The organism is Bacteroides stercorirosoris, from assembly GCF_900142015.1.
GTDB lineage: Bacteria > Bacteroidota > Bacteroidia > Bacteroidales > Bacteroidaceae > Bacteroides > Bacteroides stercorirosoris.
Window position 1 is genome coordinate 106,857 of the sequence record NZ_FQZN01000004.1, and the last position, 16,496, is coordinate 123,352.

A 16,496-nucleotide genomic window follows, 5' to 3' on the forward strand; every position below is an offset into this window, starting at 1 on the left:
GTATGAGAAACAAAACCTTAAAACATCGCGTCACAGCTTTTCTATGTCTGCTGTGCATCGCGCTATCAGCAATTACGAGCCCGCTTTCCGCTCAGGACGGAAGAAAAGTAACCGGGCATGTCGTAGACGACACGAACGAACCCCTTATCGGCGCCAGTATCCTGGTGGTAGGTACCAGTACCGGCGTGATAACCGATCTTGATGGAAACTTTTCCATTGTTGTACCTTCGGGAGCTACCACTTTGCAAATCTCCTATGTGGGCTATGAAACTATGACTGTTCCCATTCCGGACAACAATACCGTGAATGTAAAGATGAAAAGTGACTCTCAGGTACTGAGTGATGTGGTTGTTATCGGTTACGGAACAACCCGCAAAAGTGACCTGACGGGATCTGTCTCTAATGTCAGCAGCAAGGATTTCAATTCCGGGCTGATTTCCTCGCCCGAACAACTGATTAACGGTAAAGTATCGGGTGTACAGATTATGAGTAATAGTGGCTCGCCCACAGCCGGAAGTACCATCCGTATCCGTGGCGGTGCTTCGCTGAATGCCAGTAACGACCCGCTTATCGTGTTGGATGGCGTACCCCTTGAAACGGGTGGTATCAGTGGTAATGACGGTAACTTTTTGGCATTAATCAATCCGAGTGATATAGAAAGTATGACCATCCTGAAAGATGCTTCGTCCACCGCCATCTACGGTTCGCGCGCGTCAAACGGTGTCATTATCATTACTACCAAGAAAGGAAGTACTGACCGTATGAAAGTGAGTTTCACAACTACCAATTCCATACAGACTCGTACTAAATTGAACGATATGCTCTCACGCGAAGAGTTCATCAATGTGGTCAATACTCAGGGCTCGGATGCACAGAAAGCCCTGCTGGGTAATGCCAACACGGATTGGAATGACAAAATCTATCATAACACTTTCGGTACGGACAATAACCTCAGCCTGTCCGGCCGTCTGGCAAAGAACTTTCCTATCCGTGTGTCTTTAGGTTATTATAACCAGGATGGTTTGGTGAAGACGGACAATGCAGAGCGTATCACAGGTAGTGTATCCTTATCTCCCAGTTTCTTTGACGACCATCTGAAACTGAACTTCAATGTGAAAGGTTCGCGTAACGACAACCGTTTCGCCAATTCAAATGCCATTTGGAATGCAGCAACCTGGAACCCTACCATTCCGGTTTATTCGGGTAACAATACGTTTGGCGGATACACTGAGGCTACTGACAATGTAGGGCAGTTGGTTACAGGTGGTACGGTCAATCCTCTGGGGGCTCTCAAGCAGTATAAATCAACCAGCCGTGTGTCCCGTGTGGTTGGTAACTTTGATGTGGATTACAAAATGCACTTCCTGCCCGAACTGAAATTTCATGCTACTTTGGGGTATGATTATGCCAAGGGACAAGGCAAGATATATGTTCCGGCTGAGGCAGCCCAGTATGAGACAACTCATGGGCGTGATTATAAATATGGCCCGCAAAAGAATACCAACCGCCTGCTGACTACTTATTTCAATTACAATAAATACCTCGACTCCTGGAAGAGCAGCATTGATGCCACTGTGGGATATGATTATCAATACTGGAAGAGTACTTCCCCTCAATACAGTGAACTGAGCACATTAGGCGAGATACAAAGTACGACTGCCGCTTCCGACGAGCGCCATGTGCTTCTCTCTTACTATGCGCGTCTGAACTATACTTTTGATTCGCGTTATATGCTGACGGCCACCATGCGTCGTGATGGTACCTCTCGTTTCAGCAAAGATAACCGTTGGGGAACTTTCCCCTCTGTAGCTCTGGCCTGGAGAGTCAGTGAAGAGGCTTTCCTGAAAGACAATGCAGTGTTGAGTAACCTGAAACTCCGTGCCAGTTACGGTGTCACCGGTCAGCAGGATGGCATTGGTAACTATAATTATCTGCCCGTTTATACAGCCAGCCAGAGTGGGGCGGAAGCACAGTTCGGCAATCAGTACATCACCACCTACCGCCCTGAGGCATACGTCTCTAATTTGAAATGGGAGACTACTACCGCCTGGAATGCCGGTTTTGATTTTGGCTTCCTTGAAGACCGTATTACCGGTAGCTTTGATTACTATACCCGCCAGACCAAGGACCTGTTGGCTACTGTTGCCTCTCCCGCCGGTACTAATTTCGATAAGAATATCCTGACCAATGTGGGTAATGTAGATAGTCAGGGTATTGAAGTTTCCCTGAACGCCAGTCCCATTCAAAGCAAGAACTGGAACTGGGATGTCAGCTTCAACATGACCTGGCAAAAGATGAAAGTCAAGAACCTCTCTCTGGTAGAAGGTGGTGCTGCCACCAACATCTCGGCCGGTGCCTCCATTGACGGACAAAATGTGCAGGTATTGAGCGAAGGCTACGAACCTTATATGTTCTACGTCTATAAACAGCTTTACGATGCCGAAACCGGCAAACCCATCGAGGGAGCTTATGCCGACCTGAACAATGACGGCGAGATAAACTCAGGTGACCTTTATCGCTATAAATCACCTACACCCGACTTTATCTTCGGCTTCAGTACTTCGCTGAATTATAAGAAGTGGACGCTGAGCACCAGCTTTCGTGCCAATGTGGGCAACTACGTATACAACGGCATGGCTATGAACACCGGTGCCTGGGAGACGATGAGCTATAATGCGTTCCAGTTGAATAACGTGCACAGCAGTTATCTGGAAACCGGCTTCCAGAGGCGCCAGCACTTGTCGGACTATTATGTGGAGAACGGCTCATTCCTGAAAATGGATAACCTGTCACTATCCTACAACTTTGGCCGTGTATGCCGTTGGCTCAGTTTGAATGCTAGTGTCATGGTGCAAAACGTATTTTGCATAACCAAGTATTCGGGTGTTGATCCGGAGGTTCCGAGTGGAATGGATTCTTCTTTCTATCCCCGCCCGCGCACTTACTCACTCAGCCTGGGACTTGAATTCTAATCTTTACCATTAAAAACAAGACATATCGTATGAAAAAGATATTCTATACCGTACTGCTTTTTGCCGGTACACTATTCACAACTTCCTGTTTGGACGACCTCAACCAGTATCCGCATACGGAAACCACTTCGGCTGATGTTTATACGTCCGCAGCTAACTATAAAGCCGTTTTAGGAAAACTTTATGTGTCTTTCGTCATTGCCGGACAAGAAAAAGGCGGCGGAGATAAAGACCTCGACAGTAACTTCGGTTACGACTATATGCGCTGTTACTTCAATATGCAGGAATGTGGCACCGACGAGGTGGTCTACACCTGGTTGGGAGGCGAAAAAATGAGTGGACTTACTTATCTGAGTTGGGATGCCAATGATGCGTGGGTGTCCGATACGTATTATCGTATTTACTACACCATAGCACTTTGCAATGAATTCCTGCGTAATGCCACCGACGGGCAGATTGAAAAATTCAGTGAGAGTGAGCAGGCGGAAATACGCCATTATCGGGCTGAAGCCCGTTTTCTCCGTGCATTGGCATACTATCATGCACTCGATCTTTATCGTAACATACCTCTTGTCACCGAGAATGATCCTGTAGGCAGCTATCTGCCGCCACGCTACACTGCTACACAAATGTTCGAGTATCTGGAGACGGAATTGAAAGATGTGGATGCAGACTTGTTGGACCGCACAGAATGCGAATACGGCCGTGCCTGCAAACAAGCCGCTTATGCCCTGTTGGCACGCTTATATCTCAATGCGGAAGTTTATACGGGTACTGCCCATTGGACGGATTGCATCACCTACTGCAACGAAATCCTGAAAGCGGGTTATACGCTGGAAGGTGATTATGCCAAACTGTTCAATGCCGACAACCATAACCGTACCAATGAAATCATCTATGCTTTTCCGGTGGATGCAACACATACCGTATCGTGGGGAGCAACTACTTATATCATCTGCGGAGGCGTGAATAACACTTCCGATACTCAGGTACCTGCCGATTACGGTGTATCTTCCGGTTGGGGTAATTTCCGCCTGCGAGGCGAACTTCCCGATCTTTTCAGTGATGGCGATGGCCGGGGGATGTTCTATACTGAGGGACAGACCAAAACAATAGATGTAGTGGAAAACCAAAGCAACGGTTATCTTCCGGAGAAATGGACTAACTTGACTGATGCGGGCGAAGCCGCTTCCAATAGCAACGACGGTGGTGTGAATACCGATTTCCCGGTTTTCCGTCTGGCGGATGTCTATCTGATGTTGGCTGAGGCTGTAGTGAGAGGGGGAGAAGGCAGCAGCCGTTCCACAGCTTTAGGTTGTGTCAATGATTTGCGCAGACGTGCCTTTGGCAACGATTCGGGGAATATTACCGACGGACAGTTGACCACCGACTTTATTCTTGACGAGCGTGCCCGTGAACTCTATCTGGAGTGTGTCCGCCGCACGGATCTGATACGTTACGGCAAGTTTACCACTTCCAGCTATCTGTGGCAGTGGAAAGGCGGTGTGATGAACGGACAGGCAGTAGACAACAAATATAACATTTATCCTATTCCGTCCACCGAACTGACGGCTAACCCGAATCTTTATAACGAAAACTATTAATTCTATACTATATGAAGACAATGAAGAATTTCCTTCTCCTTCTTGCGGCAGTTTTTAGTTTTGCCTCTTGCGAAAAGGATGAAGACAAAATATATCTGAGCAGTATTCAATCCGGTGAACTGGTTGCGACGGAAAGTACAGTCGTCTTGTCGCAGGAAAACAGTAATGACATTGTCCTGTCTTTGGCATGGACGAAAGATGCCTTGCAGATCAGCGACCCTGCTTTGTCGGCTATTGATGTGACCATCCAGACCTTGCAGGTTTCCACTACTCAGGATTTTTCGGGTGTGGTGAGCGAAAATGTAGAAACTTCCCTCTCGAAGGCTTATACCGGTGCTGCCTTGAATGCACTGGCCAAGAATATCGGTGCCAATCCTGATGTGGCGAATAACGTTTATTTCCGGCTTGCTGCGCAGACGGGAAAGAATATGATCCCTGTTTACTCTAATGTAGTCACAGTAGCGGTCACTCCCTATACGATTGACATGAGTCTGGGGTATATTCTTAATGCCGATAAGGCAGAAACCGGTGTGACACTCTATTCGGCTGCTTCCGACGGGCAATATCTGGGTTTCATGGGAGCCACCGCCTGGTACAACTTCTTTATGAAAGAAGGTGATGGAACGGTTTGGGGTAATGATGGCGTAACAGGAACGGCCTTTCTGATGTCTTCGGAAGAATCCTCCTGGAACTTCTGGTTTCCCGGAATGGGCGGTTGTTATTATGTGGATGCAAACACTAACAAGAAAGCCTGGTCGGCCCTTTACATACCGTCTCTTACGCTTACAGGCGATGTGGCAGGTACAATGACTTTTGATCGTCCGAATGTGAAATGGACGTATGCATTTAGTGCTGCACAGGCGGGAAATATTACATTCAAGGTGAACGGAACCGGTCGTCTATACGATTCTTCTACGGGTACTGATGGTTCGGATAGTGATGCCAACTTAGGAATTGAAACTCCTGTAAGTTTTGCGCAAAACGGAGAAAATCTTATCTTTGGCGGAGAAGCGGGTAATATCACAGTGAATGTTCCGGCAGCGGGAGAATGTACTTTGGTTATTGATTTGAGCAATCCGAAACAGTGGACGGTAGAAGTAACCAGTGGCAGTGCCGAGCCCGAACCGGTGAGAGAGACTCTTTATATGCTGGGTATCAGTGAAGGAGAAGGTGACTGGAACTTCAATAACTACCTGCGGCTTTATGATGAGGATAATCTGGGATATGCCGGTGTGGCGGATGTTAATTCTCCCTGGGGATATCAGATTGCAATAGAAGAAGGTAATTGGGGAGATGTTTATAAATTGGGCGAAGGCGATGCCAATGCCGGAACGTTAGCTTTTAATGCGGAGAACAATATTCCTGCACCAGATGGCGGTCTTTACTTCTTTGATGTATCATTGAAAGCATTGACTTATAAACTGACGGCTATAGGCGATGAAATTTATGTTGCCGGTCTTAATAAACTGGAAGGTGAAGACTGGACTTTTGAACCATTGCCCGCTACAGCTACCGGTGGTGTATATAGTGGTAGTATCACTATCACCCAACCGTCTGCCTGGGGATTTAAGATTTATCTTTTTAACGGAGACTGGAATTATGTTTATGGCGGAAGTGCCGGAAAACTCTATTATAAGAGTAATAACGGCATCACGGATGATGCCACGCTGGCACCGGGTACGTACACTCTGACTATAGATTTAATTAATGCAACCTATACTATTGAATAAAGGATATCAATTATGAAATTAATGAATATATTATTAGCCGGCCTGCTCCTTTGGGGAGCAGCCGCTTGCAGTGACGATGATAAACCGACATTTCCCGAAGAACCGACTTATGACATGACCGGCTTTGCCAAAGGCGCCGATGTCAGTTGGTTGACACAGATGGAAGCGTCGGGAAAGAAGTTCTACAACGCTTCCGGTCGTGAAACGGAGTGTATGACTTTATTGCGTGATCTGGGCATGAACTCCATCCGCCTGCGTGTATGGGTGAATCCTTCGGATGGTTGGTGTAATAAGAGTGATGTTGTGGTGAAAGCCTGGCGTGCCCATCAACTGGGTATGCGGGTGATGATTGACTTCCATTACAGTGATGTATGGGCAGATCCGGGTAGCCAGTATAAGCCTGCCGCCTGGGTAGGACTTTCGCTTGATGAACTGAAGACAGCAATTGCCGACCATACCAAAGATGTGCTGAATGCCTTGAAAGAGAAAGGTATTACTCCCGAATGGGTGCAGGTGGGTAATGAAATAACTCCCGGTATGTTGTGGGATGAGGATGCCACAGTGAGCGGTGCCACGTATGACGTTCCGAAGGAGGGCGTGACTTATGCGAAGAATGAGAAGAACTTTGCAGATTTTATCACAACCGGTTCGAATGCAGTGAAAGAGGTATTCCCCAATGCAAAAGTTATCGTACATTTGCATGATGGAAACAATAACGGTACCTATCGCTGGATATTCGATATTCTGAAAGCCAATAACACTCCTTATGATGTCATAGCTATGTCCCTTTATCCCGGAACAGATAACTGGCAAGAGATGGTTGCCGCCTGTGTGGCCAATATGGAGGATATGGTGAGCCGTTATAATAAGGAGGTTATGATTGCCGAAGTCGGCATGCCCTGGGATGAGCCTGAGATCTCAAAATCTTGCCTGACCGAGCTGATTGCCAAATCTAAAGCAATCGAACAGTGTCTTGGCGTCTTCTATTGGGAACCGCAGTCTTATGGCAGTTGGAACGGATATACGTTGGGAGCTTTTGATGAAAGCGGTAAACCGACTGTTGCACTGGACGCATTTAATCAATAATATACCATCATGAAAAAACTATCGACTTTATTCTTAATGATCTTACTTGCTGCCTCCCTGCAAGCGCAACGCAGCGAGTCTCTTCTTGAGAAGAACTGGAAATTCACCAAAGGCGACGCTCCGGAAGCTATGAAACCGGAGTTTGACGACCGCAAGTGGGAAACCGTAACCGTGCCTCACGACTGGGCCATCTTCGGTCCTTTCGACCGCAGCAACGACTTGCAGGAAGTGGCGATAACGCAGAACTTCGAGAAGAAAGCTTCTATCAAGACCGGGCGCACAGGCGGGCTTCCTTATGTGGGTATCGGCTGGTATCGTACAACCTTTGATGTCACTGCCGATAAGCAGACCACTCTTGTCTTCGATGGCGCCATGAGCGAAGCCCGTGTCTACGTCAATGGGCAGGAAGCCTGTTTCTGGCCGTTCGGTTATAATTCTTTCCATTGCGATGTCACTTCTCTTTTGAATAAAGACGGTAAGAACAATACTCTTGCTGTTCGTCTGGAAAACAAACCGCAGTCTTCCCGCTGGTATCCCGGAGCTGGGCTTTACCGTAATGTACGTGTAGTGACTACCGGGAAAGTGCATGTTCCTGTATGGGGCACACAATTGACTACACCCCATGTAGCTGATGAATACGCTTCAGTTCGTTTGTTGACCACTATTGCCAATGATGAGGGGAAAGATATCCGTATCGTTACGGAGATTATCTCACCGGATGGTAAAGTTGTAGCAATGAAGGATAATACCCGTAAGATTAATCACGGTCAGCCTTTCGAACAAAACTTTCTGGTGGATGCTCCTTGTCTGTGGTCACCGGAGACACCTTATCTATATAAGGCAGTTTCTAAAATCTATGCGGATGGCAAGCAAACGGATGAATATACTACCCGTTTTGGCATCCGCAGCATAGAAATCATAGCTGATAAGGGTTTTTTCCTGAATGGTAAGCACCGTAAATTCCAGGGTGTGTGCAATCACCATGATCTTGGGCCGTTGGGCGCGGCTATCAATGTTGCCGCTTTACGCCGCCAGCTTACGATGCTGAAAGATATGGGCTGTGATGCTGTCCGTACTTCCCATAATATGCCTGCGCCGGAATTGGTGCAACTTTGTGATGAAATGGGATTCATGATGATGCTGGAACCTTTCGATGAGTGGGACATTGCCAAATGTGAGAATGGTTATCACCGTTATTTCAACGAGTGGGCGGAGCGTGATATGATAAATATGTTGCATCAATATCGTAATAATCCTTGTGTTGTGATGTGGAGCATTGGCAATGAAGTTCCTACCCAATGTAGCCCCGAAGGTTATAAGGTGGCTTCTTTCTTGCAGGATATCTGCCACCGCGAAGACCCGACGCGTCCCGTAACTTGTGGTATGGACCAGGTGACTTGTGTCTTGAAGAACGGCTTTGCCGCCATGATTGATGTTCCCGGTTTCAACTATCGCGCACATCGCTATTTGGAGGCCTATGAGAAGTTGCCGCAAAATATAGTGCTGGGTTCCGAGACATCTTCTACTGTCAGTTCTCGTGGTGTATATAAATTCCCTGTAGAGAAACGCGGCGATGCAAAGTATGAGGATCATCAATCTTCAGGTTATGATCTGGAACATTGCTCCTGGTCTAATGTGCCTGATGAGGACTTTGCCCTTGCCGATGATTATGACTGGACTATCGGGCAGTTTGTCTGGACAGGCTTTGATTATCTGGGTGAACCCTCACCATACGATACGGATGCCTGGCCGAGTCATAGCTCGCTGTTTGGCATCATCGACCTTGCCAGTCTGCCTAAAGACCGTTACTATCTTTACCGCAGTCTTTGGAATAAGCAGGCTAATACTCTTCATGTTCTTCCTCATTGGACTTGGCCGGGTAGGGAAGGGGAGAACACCCCTGTGTTTGTCTATACGAGCTATCCGTCGGCCGAGCTTTTTGTTAATGGTAAGAGCTTCGGCAAGCAGCGTAAACTCACTGCCGAAGAGAGTAAAGCATTGCAGGGGAAAGATGCTCTTGCTTTGCAGCGTCGTTACCGCCTGATGTGGATGGATGTTCCTTATGAACCGGGTGAAGTGAAAGTGGTCGCATACGATGCTTCCGGCAAATCCGTAGAGGAAAAAGTAATCCGTACCGCTGGTAAACCTCATCATCTGGAAGTGATTGCCGACCGCAGTCAGCTGAAAGCCGATGGTAAAGATCTGGCTTACATCACCGTCCGTGTAGTTGATAAAGACGGCAATCTTTGTCCCGCTGACAACCGGCTTGTTAATTTCTCCGTGAAAGGTGCCGGTCGTTATCGTGCTGCTGCCAATGGCGATGCTACTTCGCTCGACTTATTCCATTTACTGAAGATGCCCGCCTTCAGCGGTCAGTTAACGGCAATTGTTCAAACGGCTGAACAACCCGGCGAAATCGTTTTCGAGGCTAAGGCTAAGGGGGTGAAATCCGGTAAGATTGTGCTGAGAACTTTAAAATAATTGTGTAACATCTGATTTAAGAAAATCTTCCATCCCCACTATGCATTGTATTTATTACAAATGCACGGTGGGGATGAATAGTATCTATTTGACAAATTGTATTTTAAGTTGGCTGAGAATCCATTGTTTCTGTCCTGATGCTGGTGAAAGCTGAAAGATGCGAATGAAAGTAAGCAAGTGGCAGATTGATTGAGGAATATCGAAATACTTACATTTATTCTGGAGTAGAATATCCCTTGAAAGTTACTCTTATAAGTGAAAAGCATGATGCAAATAAGTGCTTCAGCCGGAAGTAGTAACCCTTTTGCCCATAAGTAGTAACCATATCACCTATAAGTAGTAACCATATTGCCCATAAGTAGTAACCCTTTTCTGCATAAATAGCTTTTATAATAGTAAGTATATGCAATAATGACGAATTTTTATTCCTTGTTTATTCATGGAATATGCCGGAATGCAGTCTTGAATTTTTGTTCGTGTTATGGAATATGTGCAAATGTAATCGTTGTGAGAACAAATTGTGAAATTGGTTTTCTTTTTGATATTTCATGAAGTTTTTCTATTTGAAAATGCTTACTATATCTATCAGATCTTCTTTTGAAATATAGATTCTTTATCTGGCTGTAGTTGCGCAATTCCGTGCAATCGTTTGCACTGTTGCTATTGCATATTTCTTATGTTTCTTATATTTTAATATTTATATAAAGCATATTTTTGTTGCGTCATGTTATAGATACCTTATAAAAGAAAAAGCAATCGAAAGATAATTTCGAATAATAAATATAGGTAATTAATATTGTTAACTTTAATTTTTTAAATGCATGAAGCAAGTTAATCTTAGAATCTATCGAATGATTCTTCCCCTATTAGTAGGGTTATTCTTGTCTGTAGGCGTTTATGCACAGAACATCACCGTGAAAGGGCATGTAAAAGATGCCACGGGATTGGAAGTGATAGGCGCAAATGTCGTAGAGAAAGGAAATCCTGCGAATGGTACAATCACTGATTTGGATGGAAACTTTACGTTGAGTGTTCCGCAGGGAGCTATGCTTACTATCTCTTTTATCGGTTATAAAACAGAAGAAGTGAAGGCAGCTCCGATGGTACTTGTTCAGCTGAAAGATGATGCTGAATTACTGGGTGAAGTTGTGGTAATTGGTTATGGTTCGGTTAAAAAGAACGATTTGACGGGATCAGTAACCGCTATTAAGGCTGAGGAAATCAATCGTGGTGCTATTACTTCTCCTGATCAGATGCTTCAAGGTAAAGTACCGGGTTTGTTGGTTACTCCGGCTTCCGGCGACCCTACTGGTAGTGCTACTATCCGTATTCGTGGTGCTGCCTCTTTGACAGCTAGTAATGATCCGTTGATTGTAATTGACGGTATACCTATTGCAGGTAACGGTGCTGGTATGGCTAATCCTTTATCAACAGTTAATCCGAATGACATTGAATCTTACACTGTATTGAAGGATGCATCAGCAACTGCTATCTATGGTTCGCGCGCTTCCAATGGTGTCATAATGATTACAACTAAAAAAGGTAAGGGCGACAAAGTTCAGGTGAGTTACAACTCAAGCTACAGTATCAAGCAGAATACCTCCACGTTGGATGTAATGAATGCTGATCAGTATCGTGAAACAGTGGAAAGGGTGTATACAGGCGAACAACTGACACTTGTTAAGAGTATGATGGGAAATGCCAATACAGATTGGCAAGACCAGATTTATCGTACAGCCTTTTCTACAGATCAAAACATTAGTGTGTATGGAAATAAAGGTGGTCTTCCTTTCAGAGCTAGCTTAGGTTATAACTATAACGAAGGTACATTAAAAGTCGGTGACAATCAACGTGCTAATGCTTCTATTAGTTTGTCTCCCAAATTCTTTCAGGATCATCTGTCGGTAAATGTGAATGCAAAAGGTATCTATAATCGTGCTAATTATCCTGATAACGGTGCTATTGGTTCTGCTATTTCTTTCAATCCGACTGTGCCCGTTTATTTTACTAATGCTGATGGTAGTATTGACAGAACCCAATGTAACGGTTACTGGAACTGGGTGTATGCTGATGGTGCTGCTAATACAAATTCAGGTATCAATCCATTGTCACTGTTAGAAGATGTTTATAATGTGAATAATACTTGGCGTTCAATGGGTAATTTACAATTGGATTATAAGATTCATGGATTCGAAGATCTTCGCTTTAACTTGAACTTGGGTTATGATTTTTCTCGTACCACAGGTGACAAGTATAATGAACTGGGTTCATTTATGGCTAAAAAAGCTTCTCCTGATACCTATGAAGATTACAGTAATCAGAACTCAAATACTTTGTTAGAGTTTTATGCTAACTATAACAAGGAATTCGGAATTCATCATCTGGATGTAATGGGCGGTTATTCATGGCAACATTATTACGAAAAATTCAATAAGATTATTTATTATAACGATAACCGGACTGAAATTTATAATCACACTCCGACAAACTGCAAAGAATACTATTTGGTATCTTTCTTTGGTCGTGTAAATTACTCTATTGATTCTAAGTATTTGTTCACTTTCTCTTTGCGTGATGATGCTTCTTCCCGTTTTGCTAAGGACAACCGTTGGGGATTGTTTCCGTCAGCAGCTTTTGCTTGGAATATGGCTGAAGAGAATTTCTTAAAGGACAATTCATTTTTCTCAAGTATGAAACTTCGTCTCGGTTGGGGACAAACTGGTCAGCAGGATATAGGCGACAACTTCTATCCTTATCAAGCCAAATATACAGAGTCTTCATCTCCTACTACAATGATTCCTTGGGGAGATGGTTACATCACTACTTTGGCTCCTAATGCTTACAATCGCAACATCAAGTGGGAAACTACTGAAACTTTCAACGTTGGTTTGGACTTCGGTATTTTTGGTGGACGTATTAATGGTAATGTAGATGCGTATTATCGTAAGACTTCTGATTTGCTGAACAATATCACGACACCTATGGGTAATAACTTCTCAAATACTGTGATTTCTAACGTAGGTAATATGAAGAATATGGGTGTTGAATTCAACCTTAACTTCATTCCTATCGAGAAGCAAGATATGCGCTGGACTATCAACGTGAACGGTACTTATCAGAAGACAGAAATTACGAAGTTGACCAATGATGATTCCACTTATTTGGGGGTACAAACTGGTGCAAATATGGGTGGTACCGGTGGTTATACTTCACTTCACCGTGTGGGATATGCTCCTTACACTTATTATCTCTACCAGCAGGCTTATGATGAAAATGGCAAGGCTATTCAGAATGTATTGGTTGATCGCGATGGTGATGGAAACATTACAGAAGCTGACCGTTACGTAACAGGTAAGAGCATTACACCTAAGTTCTTCTTCGGTCTTAGTTCTCAGTTTACTTACAAGAAGTGGGACTTTGGTTTCAACGCTCATGGTTCATTTGGCGGTTATGCCTTGAATCGGGTAGCGATGAATAATTCTTCCGCTTTCTCTGATGACTATACAAAGGGATATATTAATAACTTATCTACTAACGTATTGAAGACTGGCTGGACAAGAGCTATCTCAACAGAGCAAAAATATTCTGATATGTTTTTGGAGAATGCTTCATTCTTCCGTATGGATGACATCAATGTGGGATATACTTTCGATAAATTTGCTCATTGGAAAGGTAATATCCGTGTAGGTGCTTCTGTACAGAATGTATTTACTATCACTAAATATAGTGGATTGGATCCTGAACTTACAGCGACAGATGGCGTAGACAATAATATTGTTCCTCGTCCACGTCTCTATACGGTACGTCTGAGTATTAATTTCTAATGATAGAACGGATAAATTATGAAAAAATATATTTATAGTTTGGCAATTGCAATGTCAGCTTTGACATTGAACTCTTGTATCGGAGACCTGGATACGATGCCATTGAATGAAACGGATAAGACAGCTGAACAGGTCTATGTCACCTTAGGTGACTTTGAAAAAGGTTTGGCTTACATTTATGGATCTTTCTCTTTGGTGAGCCAGAGTGATCCGGGTTCGGCAGATATCAATGTGGGTGATGCCGGTGCCAGTGAATTGGTACGTCAGTATATGGTGTTGAACGAAATGTCAGTGGGTTCATTGAAGTGTGTCTGGGGAGATGCTTATGTAGCTGACCTGCAGAATAACTCTTGGACGACTGCACCTAATGATGCTTTGATTGCCGTTTATACACGTTGTATGATGATTGTCACTCGTGCAAATGAATTTTTGTTGCAGAGTGATAAGAAAATAGATATGGAAGGTATTAAGGAACTTCGTGCTGAGGCTCGTTTCCTTAGATCGTTAGGATATTACATTTTGCTTGATCTCTTTGGAAATCCTCCTTTTGCCTTACCCGAAAACATAGGTGGTGTTTTGCCTACGCAAATAGGTCGTGAAGGTTTGTTCAATTGGATTGAATCAGAGTTGAAAGCTATCATTTCAGGTGAAGGTGGCGAAGCTCTCCCGAATAAAGGTAGTGTTGCCTATCCCCGTGCAGATAAAGGCGCAGCTCAAGCCGTCTTGGCTCGTATGTATCTGAATGCGGAAGTGTATACAGGAACGGCTCGCTGGGCTGATGCCAAAGCGGCTGCAGAAGCTGTGATTGCTATGGGTTACAAGTTGTGTCCGAATTATGAAGAACTCTTCATGCAAGATAATACGGAGAATCTGAATGCTCGTAATGAATTTATCTTTGCGATAGCTTATGATCGTGATAAAACTCAGAGCTATGGTGGAACAACTGCTCTTATCAATGCTTCTTTGGGTGAGGATGCCAATAATGGTATCGCTGCTGCATTAGGCTATCCGGCAGGTACTAAGATTAGTCGTGACCAGTGGAATGGTTATCATGTTCCTAATGAATATGTAGCGAACTTTGACCTCGTTGGTGTAGATTGGGAGGCAAAAAGTGGGTTCGGTTATAATCGTGAAAAAAGTGATCGCCGTGCTTTCTTCTATAATATAGGCGGTGTGGAAGCTTATGATAAGGCAAATGTTAATTCGGGGTGGAGATGCTGGAAATTCAATAGTAGGGCTTCAGATGGTACCCTCTATTCTACCGATAATTATACTATCTTCTCATCAGCTGACTTCCCGATGTTCCGTTTGGCAGAAATGTATTTGATTTATGCGGAAGCGCAAGCTCGTTTGGACGGTGGAACTACAACAGATTCTAAGGCAATGGGCTATATTAAGGAATTACGTGATCGTGCAGGTGTGACGACTCCGTCATCCATCAATTTGGATTTTATCTTGAAAGAACGTGCTTGTGAGTTAATGTGGGAAGGTCACCGTCGTACAGACTTGATTCGTTATGGTTACTTTACGGCAATGTCGTATCCTTGGCCGTATAAGGGTGGTATACCCGATGGTAAGGTTGCTTTGCCTAGTTATCGTACTGTTTATCCTCTGCTTCAATCTGATTTGAGTGAAAACCCAAACTTAGTGCAGAATACAGGTTATCAATCTAATAATTAAAACCCAAATAAGAGATTTATGAAACTAATTAAAAATATAATGCTATTGATGGCTGTCGTGCTGTTTGCTGCTTGCGAAACAGACATTGATACGCCTCAAGTAAATAGCTCCGATAAATATATTGCTCCTGTTATTGGGCAGTGCAGTGATATTATTGTGAATGCTGACAACTCTAAGGATGAAACAGTTGTGTTTTCTTGGAAAGCCGCTGACTTTGGTTTACCTGTACAAGTGCTTTATACTGTTTATTTAACTAAGGGCGATAAATCTGCCTTGGTGGGTACTTCTTCTACTACTTCTTTGGCTATTGCTAAAGGCGATATCAATGGAGTTGTAATCAATGGTCTTGGTGTTAATCCTAACGAAACAGCAGAGGTTCAGGCTTATGTTACAGCTCGATTTGCAGGAACGGATGAGTATGAAGCGATTAAATCCAATGTTTCAAACTCCTTTAAGGTGACTACTTATGCAGCTCCGCTGAAGAATCTGTATGTAGTAGGTTTCTTCAATGGTTGGAAAGAAGGTGAAGCTGTTGAAATCTGGGAAACGAGTGCAGGTACTAATGTTTATGAAGGTCTCTATGATTTCTTTGAAGATGGTACATCTGGACATTCAGCTTTCAAAATTATTTCCGAGCGTAGCTGGAGCGGAGGTAACTGGGGTTACGATGCTTTCAAAGTAGATAGCCACTTTACTGGTATTGCTGGTGGTGATTTACAGTTGCCTGCCGGATTCTGGAAGATTTCAGTAAACAGAACTGCAATGTCAATTGATGCTACTCCTGTTTCAGCCGTTGATGTTGTAGGCACATGTAATGGTTGGAATGCTGATGCTCCAAGTCTTTTGACTTATGATCCTATTCAAAACGCATGGCTTTCTGAACCTTTGACTTTTGAGGCAGGAGGTGAATTCTTGATTCGTCTTAATTCAACTTATGATAATAAGTATGGTGCAAGTGGTAATTCAAGTATCGCTATACCTGGTGGTCTTGAACTCGTAACCAATGGTGGGGATAATATTAAGGTTGATAATGCGGGTACTTATATTATCAAGCTTCATGCCAATCGTACTCCTTTTGTTGTAGAACTAATTAAGCAGTAATAAGTTATAATCTTAAAA

At 44.0% G+C, this 16,496-nt stretch carries 8 protein-coding genes; all 8 read left to right on the forward strand.

Annotated features, from left to right (window positions below; genetic code table 11):
- The first annotated feature begins 2 nt into the window (after positions 1-2).
- The 8 genes from BUC01_RS04630 (at position 3) to BUC01_RS04665 (ending at position 16,478) form a co-directional block, all read left to right on the forward strand.
- The gene (locus tag BUC01_RS04630) at positions 3-2,972 is read left to right on the forward strand and encodes a SusC/RagA family TonB-linked outer membrane protein (protein WP_073312882.1); all 2,970 of its coding nucleotides are present in this window, start codon (positions 3-5) and stop codon (positions 2,970-2,972) included.
- Between the two features lie 29 nt (positions 2,973-3,001).
- Positions 3,002-4,576, forward strand: a complete 1,575-nt coding sequence (locus BUC01_RS04635; protein WP_025831148.1) for a RagB/SusD family nutrient uptake outer membrane protein — start codon at positions 3,002-3,004, stop codon at positions 4,574-4,576.
- Positions 4,577-4,587: 11 nt separating this feature from the next.
- Entirely contained in the window at positions 4,588-6,306 is a 1,719-nt protein-coding gene (locus BUC01_RS04640) for a DUF5114 domain-containing protein (protein WP_073312883.1), read from the forward strand.
- 12 nt (positions 6,307-6,318) lie between these two features.
- Positions 6,319-7,392, forward strand: a complete 1,074-nt coding sequence (locus tag BUC01_RS04645; RefSeq protein ID WP_025831147.1) for a glycoside hydrolase family 53 protein — start codon at positions 6,319-6,321, stop codon at positions 7,390-7,392.
- 9 nt (positions 7,393-7,401) lie between these two features.
- Complete coding sequence (locus BUC01_RS04650; RefSeq protein ID WP_025831146.1) at positions 7,402-9,873, forward strand: glycoside hydrolase family 2 TIM barrel-domain containing protein; 2,472 nt, start codon at positions 7,402-7,404, stop codon at positions 9,871-9,873.
- 821 nt (positions 9,874-10,694) lie between these two features.
- Positions 10,695-13,697 carry a SusC/RagA family TonB-linked outer membrane protein gene (locus tag BUC01_RS04655; protein ID WP_083595435.1) on the forward strand — a complete coding sequence of 1,001 codons (3,003 nt, stop codon included), beginning with the start codon at positions 10,695-10,697 and terminating at the stop codon, positions 13,695-13,697.
- A gap of 18 nt (positions 13,698-13,715) precedes the next feature.
- Positions 13,716-15,377, forward strand: coding sequence for a RagB/SusD family nutrient uptake outer membrane protein (locus BUC01_RS04660; protein WP_025831145.1), 1,662 nt, complete (start codon positions 13,716-13,718; stop codon positions 15,375-15,377).
- An 18-nt stretch (positions 15,378-15,395) separates the two neighbouring features.
- Positions 15,396-16,478, forward strand: a complete 1,083-nt coding sequence (locus tag BUC01_RS04665) for a SusE domain-containing protein (protein ID WP_083595436.1) — start codon at positions 15,396-15,398, stop codon at positions 16,476-16,478.
- Positions 16,479-16,496 lie beyond the last annotated feature (18 nt).

Excerpts from the sequence above, each read along its gene's own strand:
- BUC01_RS04645 (WP_025831147.1), top strand. The coding sequence starts at position 6,319 with ATGAAATTAATGAATATATTATTAGCCGGCCTGCTCCTTTGGGGAGCA.
- BUC01_RS04650 (WP_025831146.1), top strand. The coding sequence starts at position 7,402 with ATGAAAAAACTATCGACTTTATTCTTAATGATCTTACTTGCTGCCTCC.
- BUC01_RS04660 (WP_025831145.1), top strand. The coding sequence starts at position 13,716 with ATGAAAAAATATATTTATAGTTTGGCAATTGCAATGTCAGCTTTGACA.
- BUC01_RS04665 (WP_083595436.1), top strand. The coding sequence starts at position 15,396 with ATGAAACTAATTAAAAATATAATGCTATTGATGGCTGTCGTGCTGTTT.
- BUC01_RS04630 (WP_073312882.1), top strand. The coding sequence starts at position 3 with ATGAGAAACAAAACCTTAAAACATCGCGTCACAGCTTTTCTATGTCTG.
- BUC01_RS04655 (WP_083595435.1), top strand. The coding sequence starts at position 10,695 with ATGAAGCAAGTTAATCTTAGAATCTATCGAATGATTCTTCCCCTATTA.
- BUC01_RS04635 (WP_025831148.1), top strand. The coding sequence starts at position 3,002 with ATGAAAAAGATATTCTATACCGTACTGCTTTTTGCCGGTACACTATTC.
- BUC01_RS04640 (WP_073312883.1), top strand. The coding sequence starts at position 4,588 with ATGAAGACAATGAAGAATTTCCTTCTCCTTCTTGCGGCAGTTTTTAGT.